The following is a 19376-nucleotide window of genomic DNA, read 5'->3' on the forward strand; positions in this document are numbered from 1 at the left end:
CTAGAATGCTTGTACAGCAAGGCTTTTGCAAAAACTGACGAATGTGTTTCTTTCATATGTTACTTGCAGTTTTTAAGCCGCTAGTAAGAGGCTCATATCTTGCACCTGAAACCTTGAACGTTATTTAAGCACTAAGTATTAAGCATGAAGTGCTTGATTTACGACAAAAAGCCCATAATAAAATGTATCTTTATTTCGGCGCTTTTTAGTGAATCGTGGTTTACACGGTTAGGTACAAGATCTGAGCATGAAAAGGGGGCATTAAGAGCTGACGCTGTTGATGGTGGCGATCGCTTCCAATAGACGAAGAACAGGTGAGCCTGTGGAATGCTAACAACTGCTGTCATTCTGCTTCACCCAATAAATCACCGTGTTATGAGAGACTCCAGTTCTTCTTTCAATCTCCCGAAAACCAACACCATCGCGATACAATTCCAGACACTGCTGCTTCACTTCATCGCCGTATCCTTGCAATGAGTACGCCTCAGGAAATTGCTTGCCGCAGTCTTTGCAGATGTAACGCTGCTTGCCATGACGATGCCCATTTTTAGAAATACGTTCTCCATCACAGTGCGGGCATTTCATTACTATCATTACTTGATTGTGCAAAACTTCATCCCCTACATGAGGGTGTAAGTATGCAATCAGCAGCACCTCGATTTGCTCAAAAATCTGCTGGCGGTGAGTTTCATCGCTGCGTAGTGCCAAGAGTAGCAAAGTATTATAGGCATGGGTGCAGACTTGAGCCAGTAAATGGCAATGTTCGGGACTCAATGCTGGATTGCGGCCTCGCAGCAGTTTTGCCATAAAATTGATGGCTTCCTCGGTAAAGCTATCATCAATGTTTTGAAAGATGGTTCGGGATGTGAAGTACTGCACAAAGACCATCCGACAAGTGGGCTGCTCAAAAAGTTTCTGGAATGCTCCTGCCAAAGTTCGGATAAATCCCTCAAAAGGCAGTTGAATGATTTCTGGCTGATTCAGCTTAGCCCATACGGTGTGTACTCGCTCGACGTGACGCAATTCCAAAGCGTGGAAAATTGCCAATTTATCTGGAAAAAACTGGTAAAGCGAACCTATGGCTGTGTCAGCACGAGCGGCGATCGCATGAGTTGTCGCCGCCTCGAAACCCACTTCATCAAATACCTCAGCTGCTGCATCTAGAATGCGTTCGATACGCTCTTGACTGCGCTTTTGCTTGGGCTGACGGCGCATGGAGGCAATTTTCTTTGAATTCACCCTTGCACCCCTTCGCTCGTCACCAATCCTCTTGACAAACATGAATTGTTACTCATAAATTATAATAAAAGCGAATAATTTGTCACATTTTAGTTTGCGATCGCACCTGAGCGTAGTTGAGTTGCCCTAGCAGGCATTTCAACACAACTCAGATATAGCGGTTCTGGTGTTGAGTGCAATACATCAAGAAATAAGAACCACAGATGGACACAGATGGACACAGATAAATAATTACTTGATCCAAACAAGAAGCGCCATATATGCTACATCCACCGCAAGCAGATTTTGTTTGCGTCAAATTGGACTGGCAAAGGCGTGGTTTGCAACTACGAACTCCTCAAATCAAAATTGACAGACTACTAGTAAATCAGGAGAGTAACACCGATGTCTATGCTTGCTGGTGCGCCTTGGCTATTAGCACACAAGTCTATGTTGGAAATCAACAAGCCAAAAAAAGTATCCCTTTACGGGACTGATTATGTACTTTGGCAAGATAAAACTGGCAAGGTAAATGCCCTACCCAATGCGTGTCCGCACATGGGAGCTATGTTGTCTGAAGGGTGGTGTCAAGAACGTGAAGATAAAACGAGTGTAGTGGTTTGCCCTTTTCATGCACTTGAGTTTGATGGTGAAGGCTGCACGATTTTGCCAGGTTCCAAAAAGAAAACTCTACCGCAACTAGAGCCGCTAGAACTGATTATTCAAGATGATTTTATTTGGTCATACGGCGGCTTTGAACCCAAAATACCGATTCCCAATATTCTTAATGAAATTGCCTCGCAATACGAGTTTATCGGTCATACAGCTGATACTAGCGTGGAGACTGATTTGCTGAGTATGCTGCTGGTTATGCACGACTACAATCACCAAAACGGTACCCATCGACCTTTATTTAGGATTGAGGAAGTGCATTTTGAGAAATTTATTGATAATGGCTATCACTCCCATGCATTTTACAGTATGCCAACAGCAGCTAGTTTGTCTGAAAAACTGAAAAATCCAAGTTTGCTGCTGCTACCAAAAGTTCTTAAAGCTCATTTGGAAAATCACTTTCCATCTTTAGTTATACTTCATGCGGAAAACGGGCTGGGTAAAATTGCTCAAATTCATTTGTTTGTCCCAGAGTCTAAAACTCGGACACGAACCTACATACTGATGTATGGGTTAGTTAAAAACCCTGCATTTAAGGTTTTTGGGCAGACATTTCTCAACTTAGCCAAAGTTGTAGTTGAGCAAGATAGTGATATCCTAGGCAAGATTTACCCGAATACGCCACAAAAAATTAAGCTCAACAACGAAGTTGGTATGGATTGGGTGAGGCGCAATTTTGAAACCTGGCCGGAAATTGTAGAACCGAACCTCAGTTTACAAAAGCCACTGAAGGTGTAAGACTGATTGGGAAGAATAAATTTAGCACATTGAGAGCCATTTTAGGAAGTCACTTTAAGAAACTTCATTAATAAATGGTGCGATCGCCTCAACAAACTCAGCAGTTGATTCATACGGTAAAACATTCCGACCAGGCATTTTAATTCCACGTCCTTGGGGTAAACAGCCGAGGTAATCAGCCAAGCGTTCATCTGGTGATTCTTTTTTACCTTCTTGGCTAATACTCGATGCTGTTTCCCCCACAACGACCAGAGTAGGTTGTTTGATAGAAGCAATAGCTTGACTATAATCTTTGCGCCAAAAACCAGCCAAGAAAGAAAACACTGCATGACGACTTTCGGGATTTTCTGCACCTTGTTCCAAGGTCTTTAACCATTCAGCATCAACAGCTTCGGATGAGTCAAACAATTGACGTGTTGAGAAATCACGCAAAAACTTTTCTCTTCGGGCATATCGATAAAAAGCATTACCCAAAGGCGAATCCAACAGATTCCAAATGAGTTTATCTTGCCATTGCGACGTTTCTTTTGTAATGATTGCCCAAGCTGGAGGACCAGCTAATATAAGTCCGGCGATTAAATTTGGTTCCTTTTTAACTAATTCTATTGCAACTGGAAATAAAGCACCTTGTACTACCAAAATGACACGTTTCTGGACGACCGTTTGTAAAAAGTGTTGCAACTGTTGCGCCCAATCTTTGGGAGTGTAAGCCACATGAGGCATATCGCTTTCACCGCATCCCAACAAATCGGGGTTGTAAATCGGATTACGGTGACCTTGTTTATACGATTCTTGGCAAAACCTCTGCCAAAATTGCCGCGACAACCCAACGCCAATTGGGTGAATTAAAAGCAGGGGAATACCTTCAGCGGTTGAATTGGTTGGGTTATGAATTTCATAGGCGCAGCGATAATTTTTCCAGGTGTAAAACTGGGTTGGAGATGTTGTTTTATCTTGAGTAATCATATGTTTAAGAGTAAGGAACCGCTGAGGTGCTGAGGACGCAGAGCAAGAACTCTTTTAAAATATCATCTGTGGATGAATCAATTTGTATCCTGCGTCTTTTATCTTTTTATTAGACACCTTGGCGTTATATGGGCGCTTACTCTCTTGGGAAGAATCCCATTTAACTTTAGGTAGATTGTGTGTTTCACACACACGATCCAGTAATTCTCCAGTTGTCAGATGCGCATCATCAACTAAGTTATAGATGCCTTGCAGTCGATTCCGGCGGGCAAACCTAATACCACCAATGATGTCATCAAGGTGAATCCAATTTGTTGTATCCTTGCCATTGCCAGGTCGGGTTGTACCAGCATACCGACCAAATATTTTTACCAATTCTCGACCTGGACCATAAATTCCTCCTAATCGCAAAATACAAACACGGAGGTTTTCACTTGATGCTGAGAGTAAAACTTGCTCGGTATCGCTAAGAATTTGCCCATTTTGGTGAGCGGGTGCAATCAGTGATTCTTCATCCACCCACGCTCCGTTTCTGTCCCCGTAAACAGCGTAACTCCCTGTATATATCAGTTGCTGGACGCTGGGAATCTGCTTCAAGACAGAGGCTAAAGTTTGAGCAGTGTGTAGATAAGTTTCTTCGTAAACATCGGCACTTTTTGCACCGATACTCAAAAGCACAACATCTTGATTTCTCAATACTGATTTGAGCAAGTCTGAGTCGTTTCCTTGTACTACTACGACTTGTTGGGCTACTGTTTGTAATTCTGGGACACGTTCAGGAGTGGTTGTGGTGGCGGTGACGACAAAAGTCATCTTTTGTTGCCAAAATTGAGCAACTGCACAACCGACATATCCGCAACCAATAATCGCAACGTTCATTGTCGTACTTATTCGTAAATTTTGCCATCAGGCATGATTGCCCCAACCAAGTTAGCTCCAATCAGTTTAACAAGAAGTCTGTCACCAGAACGAATACGCGCTCCTGTTAAATTTGCTCCCCGCAAATCTGCTCCGCTCAAATCTGCTCCAATTAAGTTAGCACCACGTAAATTGGCTTCTCTCAAGTCGGCTAAAAGTAGGTTAGCTCTAAATAAATTTGCTTCAGACAAATTTGCACCTGTAAGATTTGCTTTGTGCATAAACGTATCACTGAGGTTTGCACCACATAAGTTCGCATAACTCAGGTTTCTACCAGATAAATCTCTGCCTTGTAAGTTTGCGCGACTAAAGTCTTTTCCACTTAAGTCTGGGTTTTGCTTTGGTGGTTGATGGGTTTTTTGGGTTGGCTGTTTGTGTGCAGGTGGCGCTTCATGATGTAATTTTTGATACTTTATTTTTGATAAGCGCAATTTTTCACGAGCCTCATTAATGTCTTGTAGCTTTTTTTGCGCTTTCTCTTGTAAGCGCGTATTGTCTTTTGGGAGGCGATCGGGATGCCATACAAAAGCCAAATCTTTATAAGCTTGGGTCACTTCGTCAAATGTTGCCCCAGGCTCTAATTCCAACACTCTATAATACTGCTCCAACTCGCTCATAAGACGTTTCAGTGGAAATTATCTTAATTATGAGTGATGCAACCGATTAGCGGCTGAATTATTTGTCAAACTTTTTTGCTATTGGGTAATTTTAGCGAAAACCCGAGACTTCTCAGTATTATTTGCAAAGCTTGAGATTACACTTGAGCAACAGTAACTTTCTGTTTTACTACGCCATACGAGTATGCTAACAGATGCACTTTTTCAAGAAAATACAACAAGCATCTTGTACCCACGTCTCATACTCTATACTTTACATAAGTTTGAATTTAAATTGGTTTTTAAAACTGTTAGAAATGACATACTCCTTAATATTGTGTAATTTATTTTTTTGTTTTGTAAAATTTATTAAGTTGCGGCAGTTTCTCCAATCTTTAGATAGCTGCTAACATTTCTAGGATAGAAACATCACCACCGCACTTCAGCCTGGAAAATTAAGCAACGCCCGAGATTTTCCAATATCTATTGTTAAGTCATAAGCTTTAAGCCATTGAAGTGATTATGACCTGCGGCTTAACACCAAGTCTTTCTTAATTTTCAAAGACCTAGAAAACGCTGTTGTATGGCTCGCCAGTATGCCATAAGTGGAATTTGATAAATTTCAATAAAAAGCCAAACAATAATTGTAAGATGCGACAACAGAGTTAATATCGTCCAGATATATGGTAGCCAAGATAGGGGAGTTGCTGGATGGGGTGGAAAATTATAAGCCACTACCCCAATTAAAGTTGTTGGCAAAAGTACAAAAGCAGCAGCAGCTATCACATAGCCCCAACCAAATTCTACACCTTCTATTTGCGCTTCTGTCCAATTAAAGCCATTCCAATGCCAAATGAGGGGCGGTTGTCTGGATGGCATTTTAAGAAGCTGTTGTTCTACGTTGACAGTAAAAATTTGTTGACAGAAATCACAAGACATAGCCTCCATGAGTGGCATATGACTAATCTTACCCACACGACAGACCGGGCAGGGGTAAACTCCTTGATAATTGAAAGATGTGGTTAAAACTTTGGTACTGGGCATAATAATACTTGGTCGTCTTCAAGTGTTAATACAGTCAATTGTGACGTCAAAATGATGAATTATGAATTATGAAATGAGCAGTCCACACCAATTTCTCATTCAGCATTCATACATACATTCATTCTTTCTCCATGCTCTGTGAAATAAAATATTTTTAAAGTTCTGTAAATCAGATGATAGCCAGCCAGCAATAAGTTTTGATTGCCAGAATTGTACTGAGTTTAACGCTTTTTTTTTAGTTATGGTGGTCTTGACGCGGCTCGTTTCCTATGCTAACGTCAGAAAACATAAGTGTAAATTAAATTATTCAACCAAACGCCTGACAAATGATCAGCAGCAATTCCTATTTTTATTTTTGGTTTAGGGTGGTTCACCGGGAGTGAGTCAAGTTTCCTAATGGAAACCGCCCGGTGAACCGCAGAGCCAACTCTGCGGTTTTTGTTTTTTAAGGAGTGAAATTTCATCGTGATGACCTATTTCAGTAGCTGGTTTTATGGCTTTTACTTTTACCCCAGAATAAGTTCCGGGTAAGTCGCGTCATGTCGATGAATCGTTAAAGCCCGGAACTGACAAAGGTTCTGGGCTTTTTTTTTAAAGAAAAGGGACTGGGGATTAGCGATTAGGTACAGGGTAAGAATCTGATTCAAGAAACTTGTCCTAAAACACTACATCTCCCGAAGCCCCAGTCCCGAATCCCGAATCTCGAATCCCTAATTTTTAAGGAGAATCCAACCATGAATAATGCTAAACTAGCCGCAAAATCTCATCCTCACCATCAGACAATCGTCAACCTCTCGGAAAAAGTCGCTTTTGGTGGTACGGAACTGGTGATTATTGGCGGACCTTGCGCTGTTGAAAGCGCCCAACAAATGGAGAAAGTCGCCCAAAACTTATCCCCTGCACCAGTGCAGGCGTTGCGTGGCGGTGTCTACAAACCCCGCACTTCTCCCTACGCTTTCCAAGGAATGGGAGAGGAAGGACTGGAAATTTTGGCAGGCGTGCGATCGCACTACAATATCCCAGTCATCACCGAAGTCATGTCAATTTCTCAAATCGAAGTCGTCGCTGCTCATGTTGACATGCTGCAAGTGGGTAGCCGCAATATGCAAAACTTCGATTTGCTGAAAGCTTTAGGACAAGCAGGTAAGCCGATACTCCTCAAACGCGGCTTATCGGCGACAATTGAAGAATTCGTCATGGCAGCCGAATATATCTTAAGCCACGGAAATCCGGATGTGGTGCTGTGCGAACGGGGTATCCGCAGCTTCGATAATTACACCCGCAATGTACTCGACTTAGGAGCAGTGGCGGCGCTTAAGCAGATCACTCACTTACCTGTGATTGTAGATCCTTCGCATGCGGTAGGCAAGCGCGAACTCGTGGCACCTGTTGCAAAGGCGGCTGTTGCTTGTGGGGCAGATGGATTAATTATTGAGTGTCACCCAGAACCAGAAAAATCTGTTTCTGATGCACGTCAAGCGCTGTCTTTGGAAGATATGGTGAATTTAGTTGATAGCTTAAGGCTTGTAGCAGCATCTGTTGGACGGAGTATATCGCAAGACATCGGGGCGGGTTTCAAACCTGCCCCTATTTGTTGTGCGGCTTAAATGTTGGTAGAGGGCGATCGCTCTTTTCTTTGGTAAATCTCTTGCAGTTGTCAATTGAATGAAAATGAAACCACAGATGGACACAGATGGACACAGATAAATAACTAGTGTTCATCGATGTGCATCTATGGTTCTGTTTATGCAACACGTCTATGGCAGAGGGCGATCGCCCCTTCTATGAGGGTTTTTGTGCAAAACATAACTCTAATTCACTGCTTCAAAATACTTACCTAAACTTGGTTAAACCTCCTAGGCGCGATTTCTTCCTGCTTCAGTCAAGGGAGTCGGCTCCTTCTTGTCCACAGGCGTTAAGTTCCGGCTAAGCCAGCCGTACTTTGTCATCAGGGGCGAATTCAAGATTTACCGCTGCGTTCTCGTCACGGTCTTGAATGTGCCCACATTGAGGATTTTGGCATTGAAATACTCGTTCTGAAAGCTTCATTGGCTGGATGTGACTGCATCTAGAGCACTTTTTAGAACTTGGGTACCATTTGTCAACCAATTCTACTTTAGTGCCGTAGTGGGCTTGTTTATAAATTAGCTGGCGACGAATTTCATAGAAGCAGTTATTGCTAACTGCGCTGGCTAATTTCTGATTTGCAATCATTCCCGAGACATTCAGATCCTCAATCCGTATTGCGTAAGCTTTACGACTTAAATCTGTTGTCATCTTCTGCGTAGTATCTTGCCGAATATTGGCAATTCGCGCATGTTGACGAGCTAGATTATCGTAATACTTACAAGCGTTTTTAGATGCCGAAATCTTCAATTTCTTGCTACCTAGAGTCTTGTTTCGATTACGCCATTGAAGCTTGCCGAGCTTGGTTTTCGCCCGAGTCGTGGCAACAGGCATATCGTATTTTGACCCATCAGAGCATGTTGCTAGCGCTTTCACACCCAAGTCAACACCAATCGTTTCAATTGGATGAATGATTGGTGGAACCTTTTCAGCATCTAAAACAAACGAGACGAACCATTTATTAGCAGTTCTAGAAACAGTAAAAGTCTGAGAACTGCAATAAAAATCTATTCGTTCTTTTAGCCGAAATTCTTTCAAACCTGGCAACTTAATTTGCTTTCCAGGACTAATAACAACCCGATTCGTAAAAGGTATTGGCGGTTGTCCTTTCGCGGGATAAACGCCAGCCGTTTTGTAAACAGTAAAAGAGTCGCCTTTCTTCTTGGATTTCTTGCAAGGAAACCCAGACAGCCCTTCACGCCACCGAGCGAAAGCTCTTTTCAAATCAATAAATGCAGACTGATAAACAGTAGAAGGATATTTCTTCATCCACACGTTTTCAGGCTTCTGCATTGTGACTTGAGTAAAAACTTTCTTGATAGCATCAATTCGTTTTGCGTCAGATGCTTGTATATCTACAAATTCCCAACTCGCTTGAACCAGATCCAACCCAAAGTTGTAAACCCAGCGCTTAAAGCCAGCATTGCCGCGAAGAAGCGAAGTCTCAACCTTATTCAGTTTTAACTCTCGCTTAATAGCGTACATTGGCTAAACTTCTCTTAACTTTCCTATATAGATAAGTATAGCCGCTCATGAGCAAGGATCAATACCATCTACGATTTTTTTCACCTTGTTTTTATACTTCCGTAAACCGTATAATCGCGATGAGAAGCAATGGATAATACACAGCAAATCTTGTACTAGTTCTTCTTGTGGAGACAAGGTTTCAGCGTTAGCAACAATGATTGAACCACCTCCGGATTGTACGATGTATTCAACCAATTCAAAACCAAAACGGCACAATCGGTCTTTGTGTGCTACGTACAGTGACTTCACTTCACCCCGGATAGCCCACTGAATAATTTCCAGGAACTTGGGGCGCTTAAAATTTAACCCACCGCCTATCTCTTGAACCGAATCAGTAATCACCGCTCCTTGGGACAAACAGAATCGCTCCATCGCCTCAACTTGGCTTTGCAGGTCGTCTTTTTGTCCACTCGACGAGACGCGACAATAGACAATAACTCGATTTGGTACTTTACCACCTTTCAAATTTCGAGCGATACCAAGGTGCTCCTCGGTATAAATGCGTTGATTCCCTAGTGTCCGTTCCGGAATTAACTTCTTTTCCCTCTCCCAGCGTCGTAAAGTGGAAGAGGAAACTCCAACAAGCTCTCCAAACTCTGCAACTTTCCACATGAATATACCCACAGCAGTTAACTATGGGCATGTTTAGCAAACTATTTCCAGACTAAGTCAGCCTCTGGTTGCTACACGCTCTCGTCCATTTTGATGCACAATTACATGGGATGCTTTGCCTGTCTCATCCACTACGAATGTACGTTGAGCATCCATCACCTTCATAAAAAACTTTGTTGAGGACTCTGGAAAAATTTCAACTCGTTCTTCTCCAGCCCATTGCGTAAAAATGCGATCAGACTCTTTTGTAACTGTCATGATCCAATCAGGATCGAGTTCATATTGCCCTACGTAGGCATCATAAATAGACGGATCAAGTTCAATCGCTTGCCGCCCTTTAGGCAATTCGTACGGTTCACCAAACAAAATAGCCGCTAAAGCATTCGCAATAGAGACGACTGGTGCTGGTGCTGCTGGTGCATCAATGTTCGTCAGCACAATGATAGAGACTTGTTCATCTGGATATCGAGCAATGCGAGTGCTAAAGCCATCAATCCCGCCACCGTGGTACAAAAGCTTGCGATCATAGTGGGTACAGATAATTCCTCCATAACCGTGGTAATATCCTTTACCATCTTCTGCTTCGCGAATCGTGATCTTGGGGGTAAACATCATCTCTCTCGACGACTCGCTCAGTGTTGCGTCGGTATCAAGCCCTTGTTCCCATTTATACAAGTCTTCAATCGTTGAGTACATTCCCCCTGCACCCGATGGCCATGACATATCAACAAAATCTGCATTTTGATAGGCTTCGCCTGTGAAAATGTAACCTGAAGCTCGATGGGGCAAAATCGCCTCTTGTCGATCGTAGCCTGAGTCAAACATTCCCAAAGGCTCAAGAATCTGATGTTGCAGATAGTCCGCATAGGAGTAACCGGAGACAGTTTCAATGATCTTGGTGAGTACCATGTAGCCCGAGTTGGTGTAACGGTAGCGCTCCCCTGGGGTAAACTCTAGCGGTTCATGGCTGAAGCGGGCGATCAAATCGTCCAGGGTGACCTTGGTTTTTGTCGTCTGCTCAAAGCCATCCAGTTGGTTGAAGTTAGGAATTCCTGAAGTGTGGTTGAGCAGGTGATGAATCGTAATTTGCTCGCCGTTCGGGTAGTCGGGCAAATAGGTTGAAATGGAATCATGCACTTCAAGCAAACCTTGCTCTTGAAGTTGCAAAATTGCCGTCGCTGTGAACTGCTTGGTAATTGAACCGAGGCGGAACTTCGTCTGGGGTGTATTGGGAACATCATGTTCAAGGTTTGCCATGCCGTACCCTGCACTCAACAGGACTTCGCCTGCACGGGCAACTAATACTGATCCCATGAAGTAACGATTTGCTAGACATGCTTGGAGATAAGCTGTCATCTCGTCTGCAATAGCTTGATGGCTAAACTGTGACTGGTTTGCTTGCTCAACCATGAAGACTCACCACTATTTATTATTTAAACGGTGTGCCATATACAGGATAACAAGTCGTTCTGACTGTACTTTTACGGAGGGCAATGTTTGTGCTGGAGTATATCTCGAATGCAAAAAAGGATGTCTTTGTCCGTATCGGTTTGGTTTATAGATGCTTGGTGATTATCTTCAATAGCAGCTTTGTGTCCAAAGTCCAATTCTGGATCAATGACAAAAAAAGGGATAAGCAAGTTGCTTATCCCACAAGAAAAATTTAGAAACAAAAATTTAGAACATTGAGCTTTGGCTTAAGCGCCTAGGTAACGCTCAAGTTCCAGAAGTCCAAGAGTTTGTGTACTCAATTTGGTCTGAGGTGAGGGTATCAATCTGAATTCCCATCGCCTCCAACTTCAGTCGTGCAATTTCTTGATCCACCTCAGTTGGAATTGAGTGGATACCGGGTTCGAGCTGACCCTTATTCTTCACAAGGTATTCGCAACCCAAAGCTTGGTTGGCGAAGCTCATATCCATCACCGCGCTAGGATGTCCTTCTGCTGCGGCAAGGTTAATCAAGCGTCCTTCACCAAGAACGACAACGGATTTGCCACTTTGCAAACGATATTCTTGTGTGAAAGGACGTACTGTCTTGACTTCCTTCGCTTTCTCGCCCAAGGCGACGAGATCCAATTCAATGTCAAAGTGACCGGAGTTACAAACAATTGCGCCATCTTTCATGGCATCGAAATGCTCACCACGAATGACGTGCTTATTGCCTGTCACAGTGATAAACAAATCGCCTTGGGATGCAGCTTCCGCCATTGGGAGTACGCGGAAACCATCCATCACGGCTTCAATTGCTCTAATTGGGTCAATTTCGGTGACAATGACGTTAGCACCAAGTCCCCGCGCCCGTAATGCTGTGCCTTTACCGCACCAGCCGTAACCAACAACGACTACGCTTTTCCCAGCAAGTAGGATATTTGTAGCGCGGATAATGCCGTCGAGGGTGGATTGTCCGGTACCGTAGCGGTTATCAAAGAAATGTTTGGTGTCAGCGTCGTTGACGTTGACTGCGGGGAAGGTGAGAACGCCATCTCTAAACATGGCGCGTAACCGCACAATTCCTGTTGTGGTTTCTTCTGTGGTACCAATGATCTCAGCAAGTTGGTGCTGGCGTTGTTGTACCAAGGTAGCGACGACATCACAACCGTCATCGATGATGATGTTGGGGCGATGGTCTAGAGCGATTTGTACGTGGCGGCTGTAGGTTTCGTTATCTTCACCTTTGATGGCAAAGACAGGAATTTCATGATCGGCGACGAGGCTAGCAGCTACGTCGTCTTGAGTTGATAGGGGATTGCTCGCAATCAGCAGAGCGTCTGCACCACCAGCTTTCAGTGCAATTGCTAGATGTGCTGTTTCTGTGGTCACATGGCAGCAAGCCACAAGGCGAATACCCGCAAAGGGTTTTTCTTGGGCGAAGCGATCGCGGATTTGCCGTAAAACTGGCATTTCGCGTCCAGCCCATTCAATGCGCTGTCTTCCCAAGGAAGCTAGGGCGAGGTCTTTAACCTCGTGCTTTAATCGGGGAGAAGTTGCGGTCATTAAATAGTTCCTCAATTAGAAATAAATTAGCGTAAATTCTTACGCACACTACTAGATTATTCCACAATTAGCAAAATGCCTGCCTCAAGTGTGAAATATAATCTGTGATTAATTTGTTAATTTTATAATTTTGCCCAAATACTTTATTTTTTCTTGTGTCATCTTCCTAAAGATAGGGAAAAAGCAAAAAAAACCAGAATTTATGACCTTAAGATTTGTTAAAACTTGACTGAAGACGGATACAATTACACAGTTTGAGTTTGGAGTATGGCTCTAAGAGTACTGAACTGTACATTTTGCTCAAGGAGGTGTAAAAGTGCGCTTTCAATTTTTGGCGTTCGCGAAGCGCGCCCTGTGCCTGAAGCACGGAGTGCTTCCCCTGAACTCCGTTCAGGGAGCCAATCGGAGATTGGCTGGGCACATAGGGGCGATCGCTCTTTCTTCAACGGTGATCACAGTAGGGGCAATGCCTCCAGTAACAGCGCAGATTCCTTTTTTGCCTACGGTGCAACTTCCCACCCATCGCACTCAAGAATCAGACAATAGAGTGGTTTCTCGGTGGGTGTATTTGGATGGTCGTCGGGTGATACAGATAGCGGCACCAAGGACAAACGTTTCAGAACGTTCACAACAAGTTCAACGAAATTTGAATCAAATTACCGAAGATTTCTTGAAAAAACCTGACTCAAAGCTTGATGTGCAGGTTGAGCGTTCAGCTGGTTCACCACCAGTCATTCGCGTCAATGGTTATTACCTGATGACCGTCACTTCCCAGGACGCGAACCAGCTACAGGTAAATACCCCCTCAGCGGCGGCAGATTTAATCGCCCAAACGTTGGACGACGAATTCAATGAGGCAAGAAACGAGCGACGATCCGAATTTTTAATCCGCCAGGGTGCAATTGCTGGTGCAACTGGTTTGGGGATGATTGTATTGAGTTGGGGAGTGTATAGCTGGCAGCGGCGCTCAAGAAGGTACCCACTACAGCCGCCGCTTCCAACCTCAGCAGAAGCTAAACCTATTACAACACAGCTGACTGAACAGCAACATCAACATCTTAAAGAAGTCAAACGGCGACTTTCTCAGCTAGGTCAAGCAACGATTTGGGGCGGTGGAACTTTCTTCATACTGGGTCTGTTTCCCTATACGCGACCGTTTCAGATCCTCATTATCTCAGCGGCGCAAATTCCTTTGAGCTTAGGTGTTGTGGTACTGGGAACTTATGTGGCAGTACGTCTAAGCTATGCCCTGATTGACCGCTTTACCACTGCTTTTATCAACAGTAGTGCATTACTAACTCCACAAACGTCGGAACGTCTACAGTTGCGAGTTTCTACAATTTCTGGCGTTTCCAAAGGTATTGTGACCGTTGTCTGGGTGGGAGTTGGCATCCTGCTATCCCTGACGACGCTGGGTATAAATATTGGTCCGTTGCTAGCTGGTGCCGGTTTGGTTGGTGTTGCCGTATCGCTTGCCTCGCAAAACTTAATTAAAGATGCGATCAACGGCTTTCTGATTATCATGGAAGACCAGTACGCTTTGGGCGATGTCATTAACGTGGGAGATGTGGGAGGTTTGGTAGAAAATCTAAATCTGCGGATGACTCAACTGCGGGATGCCGAAGGACGGCTAATCACAATCCCCAACAGCGAAATCAAAATAGTTGCGAATCTTTCTAGTCGCTGGTCACGCGCTGATCTAACTATCCCAGTCGCCTATCAAACCAATATTGACCAAGCTTTAAAGTTGATTGAAACTGTCGCCTTAGAGATGGACCAAGACCCAAAATGGCAAAATCCAATTTTGGAAACCCCCCAAGTTTTAGGAATAGATAATTTTGGCGACAGAGGTTTGATTATCCGCGTCTGGATTAAGACACAGCCCCTTAAGCAATGGGAAGTCGCACGGGAGTATCGCCGTCGTCTGAAAGTCGCCTTCGACCATGCCGGAATTTCCATTCCTTTGCCTCAACAATCGATTTGGGTAAACGATTTTCAAATGCAGACACCTCCACTTGATGGCAACGGGAATTCGTCAATAGTCAAACAAACGGATCATAGGGCGTCTACACATTAAGGGATTTCCAACAAATAAATTATCCATTTTATCGCACCAGCGCCCTTCTCCGGCAGGAGAAGGGTGTTGTGCCGGACTGCTTGCCCTAAAGTAAAGGATGAGCAAGTGATTAGCAAACAACCATTTCCGCGATCGCACAGTGCATATTGGGAAAATGACAGAACTTGGGAATGTATTATGGAAATTATCCCAAGGTAGCTGCGATGACGGAATTAACCGCCGAACCAAAGCAAACTTACGGGTTAATTGTAGGTATTGAAAAATACCACGAATCAACTTGGAATGTCAAAGGCGGGGAACCGATCAACGATGCCCTTAAGTTCGCTGAGTGGCTGTGTCAAAAGCAGCGCGTGCCTCAAGGAAATATTTGGTTGTGTTTGTCTCCACTAGAGGAAAATCAGGAACAGGTGGATCAATGTAAATTACTAGTAGCAGAAGCTACCTTGCAAACTCTTGATAATATCATTAATAATTTACTTCTGCGAAAGTCAGGAGATTTACTTTATATTTTTTGGGCGGGGCATGGTCTTTTATAAAGTAAATATGAAGTAGGGTGTGTTACGGCTATGTAAGGATTTGAGCGTCTTGTGAGAGTAGGAATAAGCCGTAACGCACCACGCTTATGCGCTGCCGTACTCTGGCTTGAACGCACCCTTGTATCTTAGAAGAAGTGGTAGACCGTCGCACCCTAGGTCATTAAAGCGACCGAGGGCGAGTTCGGCGTACTTGACCGTGTGCTAAATATTAACGTGTTCAAAATAATCTTAAATAGCTTAAACTCTTTCTAGATAAGCATCAGCGCTTTTTGGCACGGGATAAGACTAGGTTGTTAATTACACCGTAGGTGAGAAAAGAAGTGAAAACATACATAGGGTCGAAATCACCACTTCATATTGATCAACTCCGATACCCGTAACCCGTGACGGTACATCATATATAAGTGTTATTTCTGAGCAGTACCCTGCGCCTGTACTCCCTACTCCTCATCTCCCAAATGCGGTACATCTGTACTATAATAGATATAGCGTTCACGAAGCCTAAGTTAGTGCAAAACAGGTGGGTGACAGCGTTCCGGAGATGCGTTTAACGGTTTGTCCTATGATTAAGCACTATATTCTCAGCCTCAATCCGACTGCCAAGCATGAATGGGATCGGTGTATTCTACGTGACCCACTGACCGCTAAACGCCCAGAGATTGCCAAATTAGTTGCCGAAGCGGTTGGTGCGGATACAGGCAGTTATTTAGTCAGTGTAAATATTGAAGTCCAAGTGTTGGAAGAAGCTGCGGTACCACAAGCCGAACAGCTTTCCTTAAATATTGGAGAGGTGACGATCCAACCTGCTCAACTCAGGGAAGTGGCTTAGGGATTTCCAAGAAATAAATTATCCATCTTGTGGGGGAGCCAGCGCTCTTGGTAGGGTTTCCCGACAGCAGGCGACTGGCGTTGGGCGTCCCCGCCCGCCCAGTTTATAGGACGGGCTGTCCGGCCCATCCCACAAGAAAAAGTTGGATATTTTTTTATTTGGAAGTCCCTTAGAACAGGACAAGAGAACAACGAGGAAATGGAGGACAAGGGAGAATTTTGACTTCCTCATCTCTCACTCCGGTACTAGAATATGTCATTTTATTTAAGAGGAATAAGTTATTTTGATGACGCAACTCAATCATTATCCAGCTGCGATCGCTCAAGCTGCCCAAAGAGTAAACGAAATAGACTCCCAGTTAATGGCAGTTCAGCACCAGATTAACCGATTTGAAGGCAATGCGGATCGCAGCGCCGCTTTTGATATCGATTTGAAAAATGATGCTCAACGTAAAGCTCGTCGCTTTGAAGTGCTACTTGTCAATCAAGAATACCAAAAAGCAATGGACACCCTGATACAATTAACTACCGAAAAGGCAAATGCTGTTGCTCATGTAGAATATCTGCGTAACCAGTTTAGTGTGGCTAAGCTGCAAGCAAGACTAGCAATAGCTCAACAACTCACAGATTTTGAATCGCGTGAATTAGTAGGTTTGTAATCAGCGCTAAGTGCGTAGACACATATCTTGCACCCAACAAGAGCCAGAGGCTCTAATATCTCGTTACCAGGTTAAACCTGGTAACGAGCGTTTGGAGCCTTTGACGACTCACTGTTGCAATTGCAAGATCTCAGTAGACACATTTTATATTTCGTAGTGAGGAATGCGCGTCCTCTTCCACCAAAGCAAGGACTAAAGTCCTTACTACAAACAAAGTCATAGCTTGTTTAACAGTTTAGCAATTTGCTGATTAATAGCTGTGACATCAAAACGTTGGCGGGCGATCGCCTGTGCATTCTCAGCTATATTTGCCGTCTTTTCTGGTTCTTGGAGACAGGTGGTAATCACTTGCGCCAATTCATCAGGCTTTGCTGGTGTCACTAAAAAACCATTGACACCATGTTCTACTAATTCAATTGCACCGCCAGCTTTCGCCGCAACCACAGGTGTTCCGCAAAGCATACCCTCTACAATTACCCTACCAAACGGCTCTGCAGCAGTTGAGGTATGTGCAACTAAGTCACAAGCTGACATCAGCAATGGAATATCTGAACGAAATCCTAAAAATTTTACTCGATTTTCCAGTCCCAGCGCTGTCACCTGTTGATGTAAATGCTGGACATATTCTTGTTCTCCAAAAAGTGCATCACCAACTAAGATTGCTGTGACATCAAGAGGAGATTTTGCCAGTGCTTCTATGAGTATGTGCTGTCCTTTCCAAGGTGCGAGACGGCTAAAATGTCCAACGACAAATTGTCCGTCTATCCCCAGTTGTTGTCTGATTTGCCTGACATCGGACTCTTGGCTTTGATAATTTTTCGTATCAAAGCCGTTGTAAACGACTTTCGTGATGTCTGGGCGTCCTCCCGCTGCTAAAAAGGCTGCTTGGCTTGCTTGGGAATTGGCAATGACTAATGATGCAAAACGATTGGCGCAAGTTACTGCAATCGAACGGTTGGTTTTGCTAAAGTGCTCTGGGGAAAGAATATCATGCAAATGATAGACCAAAGGACGACGGCTGAAAAAACTCGCCAGTGCGCCAACAACTAATGCTTTTTGCGTGTTCGCGTAAATTAAATCGAATTCTCTTGCTTGTTGCACGACTTTAGCAATTAAAGGTATAAGTTGACCTAAACTGCCTAATCCTTGTGCCAAGCTGCTTTCTTTGCGAACTTCTATTGCTTGAGTGGTGAGAACTTGAACTGGAATGTGATTCTGTTGTAGTAAATTTCTAAAAGAACCTTCAGCAAATAATCCCACTAAACACCTATCTTTATAGGGTTTGGCGATATCTATTAAACATAGTTCAGCCCCGCCTGGTTTACCGCTTTGGTCTAGGAAGAAAATTTTCATAGGGCTTAAGATCGGATAATAATTTATACTAAGTTTAAGTGCTACAAGAATTCGTAATTCGGAATGAAAATTTCAATTACGAATTACGAAACAGGAATTAGACAGGGAAATATCTGTATTTAATACAACCCTGGATTTGACCAATATGCCATGCCAGATGTCTTAAGGCTCCAGCTAAGCTTGCTTTGTCACGGATTTTCAAACGCAAAACATCCAAACACAAGTTTAAAGCTGTTTTCACCCAGATCTTCCATGACATGAGTTTAGGTAAACCGAATGAGCGATGCTTTTGATACAGTAATGGTTCGTAAAAACCAACACTCCACGAGCGGCTGCATCCGCCCATTATGCTTGTGCGAAATCGGTAATTAAGGATTGCGTCAGGGACTTCATGCAGTTTTGCTCCTGTTTGTTGAACCCTCCAGCAGTAATCAATGTCTTCAATCGCCAGAAAGGTTTCATCAAAGCCACCTACAGCTTCATGTACTGAACGTTTGATGCCGATGTTATTACCACCTACCACTGGCAAATATGGGTGATCGAAAGCAATTCCATCACCGTTTTCAACTCTGTAGCTTTTGACTAACCAAGGTTCATTGAGTTTCCAGTGTTGATTGCGACCAGCAACGAAGTCATACTTGGACAGCGCCTCGCCCATTGCTGCTACCCAACCAGGTGCAACTTCGTCGTCGGCGTCGCAAAAAGCCAAGGCTTCACCTTTGGCAACACTTGCACCAACATTACGGGCGTGAGCTGCTCCTTTCTTATCAGACGCATCGATTACGCGAAGCGATGGTATTTTTATACTATATTTTTGGGCGATAAGCCGGAGGCTTGACGCTTTGCGTATCGCCACTGTTTCATCACGAGAACCATTGTCAGCAACAATCACCTCCCAAAGCTGGTTCCACTGCTGATTTGCCAGTGCTTCCAGTTGCTTGGAGATTGTATCGGCTGCATTAAAAGAGGGAACAATCACACTTAACATCATGGCTGCAAAACCAGCATTACA

17 protein-coding genes are annotated in these 19376 nt (G+C 43.9%); 6 read left to right on the forward strand and 11 right to left on the reverse strand.

Annotation, left to right across the window (positions count from 1 at the left end):
* Positions 1 to 330 precede the first annotated feature (330 nt).
* Positions 331 to 1239 (reverse strand): TetR family transcriptional regulator, encoded by a 909-nt coding sequence (locus V5G28_RS31840; protein ID WP_332988150.1) that lies wholly within the window; start codon positions 1237 to 1239, stop codon positions 331 to 333.
* A 390-nt stretch (positions 1240 to 1629) separates the two neighbouring features.
* On the opposite strand from V5G28_RS31840, the gene V5G28_RS31845 reads away from it, so the two are divergent.
* The gene (locus tag V5G28_RS31845) at positions 1630 to 2628 is read left to right on the forward strand and encodes a Rieske 2Fe-2S domain-containing protein (RefSeq protein WP_332988292.1); all 999 of its coding nucleotides are present in this window, start codon (positions 1630 to 1632) and stop codon (positions 2626 to 2628) included.
* 54 nt (positions 2629 to 2682) lie between these two features.
* On the opposite strand, the gene V5G28_RS31850 is transcribed toward V5G28_RS31845, so the two are convergent.
* From V5G28_RS31850 to V5G28_RS31865, 4 genes are all read right to left on the reverse strand, one after another.
* Positions 2683 to 3594 (reverse strand): alpha/beta fold hydrolase, encoded by a 912-nt coding sequence (locus V5G28_RS31850; RefSeq protein ID WP_332988152.1) that lies wholly within the window; start codon positions 3592 to 3594, stop codon positions 2683 to 2685.
* 54 nt (positions 3595 to 3648) lie between these two features.
* The gene (locus V5G28_RS31855; protein WP_332988153.1) at positions 3649 to 4473 is read right to left on the reverse strand and encodes an SDR family oxidoreductase; all 825 of its coding nucleotides are present in this window, start codon (positions 4471 to 4473) and stop codon (positions 3649 to 3651) included.
* An 8-nt stretch (positions 4474 to 4481) separates the two neighbouring features.
* Complete coding sequence (locus V5G28_RS31860) at positions 4482 to 5129, reverse strand: pentapeptide repeat-containing protein (protein ID WP_332988154.1); 648 nt, start codon at positions 5127 to 5129, stop codon at positions 4482 to 4484.
* A 537-nt stretch (positions 5130 to 5666) separates the two neighbouring features.
* A complete protein-coding gene (locus V5G28_RS31865; protein WP_073631147.1) occupies positions 5667 to 6152 on the reverse strand; it encodes a hypothetical protein in 486 nt (161 codons plus the stop codon).
* A gap of 734 nt (positions 6153 to 6886) precedes the next feature.
* On the opposite strand from V5G28_RS31865, the gene aroF reads away from it, so the two are divergent.
* Positions 6887 to 7759: a 3-deoxy-7-phosphoheptulonate synthase gene (gene aroF / locus V5G28_RS31870; RefSeq protein WP_332988155.1), complete on the forward strand. Its 873-nt coding sequence runs from the start codon at positions 6887 to 6889 to the stop codon at positions 7757 to 7759.
* A 319-nt stretch (positions 7760 to 8078) separates the two neighbouring features.
* Here aroF and V5G28_RS31875 read toward each other — a convergent pair whose 3' ends face one another.
* The 4 genes from V5G28_RS31875 to ahcY form a co-directional block, all read right to left on the reverse strand.
* A complete protein-coding gene (locus tag V5G28_RS31875; protein ID WP_332988156.1) occupies positions 8079 to 9263 on the reverse strand; it encodes an RNA-guided endonuclease InsQ/TnpB family protein in 1185 nt (394 codons plus the stop codon).
* A 45-nt stretch (positions 9264 to 9308) separates the two neighbouring features.
* Complete coding sequence (locus V5G28_RS31880; protein WP_332988157.1) at positions 9309 to 9917, reverse strand: IS607 family transposase; 609 nt, start codon at positions 9915 to 9917, stop codon at positions 9309 to 9311.
* Positions 9918 to 9974: 57 nt separating this feature from the next.
* Positions 9975 to 11327, reverse strand: a complete 1353-nt coding sequence (locus V5G28_RS31885) for a serine hydrolase (RefSeq protein WP_332988158.1) — start codon at positions 11325 to 11327, stop codon at positions 9975 to 9977.
* 306 nt (positions 11328 to 11633) lie between these two features.
* Complete coding sequence (ahcY, locus tag V5G28_RS31890; RefSeq protein ID WP_332988159.1) at positions 11634 to 12911, reverse strand: adenosylhomocysteinase; 1278 nt, start codon at positions 12909 to 12911, stop codon at positions 11634 to 11636.
* A 466-nt stretch (positions 12912 to 13377) separates the two neighbouring features.
* On the opposite strand from ahcY, the gene V5G28_RS31895 reads away from it, so the two are divergent.
* The 4 genes from V5G28_RS31895 (at position 13378) to V5G28_RS31910 (ending at position 17011) form a co-directional block, all read left to right on the forward strand.
* Positions 13378 to 14988: a mechanosensitive ion channel family protein gene (locus V5G28_RS31895; RefSeq protein WP_332988294.1), complete on the forward strand. Its 1611-nt coding sequence runs from the start codon at positions 13378 to 13380 to the stop codon at positions 14986 to 14988.
* A 203-nt stretch (positions 14989 to 15191) separates the two neighbouring features.
* Positions 15192 to 15524 (forward strand): hypothetical protein, encoded by a 333-nt coding sequence (locus V5G28_RS31900; RefSeq protein WP_332988161.1) that lies wholly within the window; start codon positions 15192 to 15194, stop codon positions 15522 to 15524.
* Between the two features lie 562 nt (positions 15525 to 16086).
* Positions 16087 to 16353, forward strand: a complete 267-nt coding sequence (locus V5G28_RS31905; RefSeq protein ID WP_073631213.1) for a hypothetical protein — start codon at positions 16087 to 16089, stop codon at positions 16351 to 16353.
* Between the two features lie 286 nt (positions 16354 to 16639).
* Complete coding sequence (locus V5G28_RS31910) at positions 16640 to 17011, forward strand: hypothetical protein (RefSeq protein ID WP_041032171.1); 372 nt, start codon at positions 16640 to 16642, stop codon at positions 17009 to 17011.
* A 216-nt stretch (positions 17012 to 17227) separates the two neighbouring features.
* Here V5G28_RS31910 and V5G28_RS31915 read toward each other — a convergent pair whose 3' ends face one another.
* Both V5G28_RS31915 and V5G28_RS31920 read right to left on the reverse strand, forming a co-directional pair.
* The gene (locus tag V5G28_RS31915) at positions 17228 to 18364 is read right to left on the reverse strand and encodes a glycosyltransferase family 4 protein (RefSeq protein WP_332988162.1); all 1137 of its coding nucleotides are present in this window, start codon (positions 18362 to 18364) and stop codon (positions 17228 to 17230) included.
* A 97-nt stretch (positions 18365 to 18461) separates the two neighbouring features.
* Positions 18462 to 19355 carry a glycosyltransferase family 2 protein gene (locus V5G28_RS31920; protein WP_332988163.1) on the reverse strand — a complete coding sequence of 298 codons (894 nt, stop codon included), beginning with the start codon at positions 19353 to 19355 and terminating at the stop codon, positions 18462 to 18464.
* Positions 19356 to 19376: the final 21 nt, after the last annotated feature.

The sequence above is a fragment of the Scytonema sp. PRP1 genome (assembly GCF_036697665.2).
GTDB classification, from domain to species: Bacteria; Cyanobacteriota; Cyanobacteriia; order Cyanobacteriales; family Nostocaceae; genus Kalymmatonema; species Kalymmatonema gypsitolerans.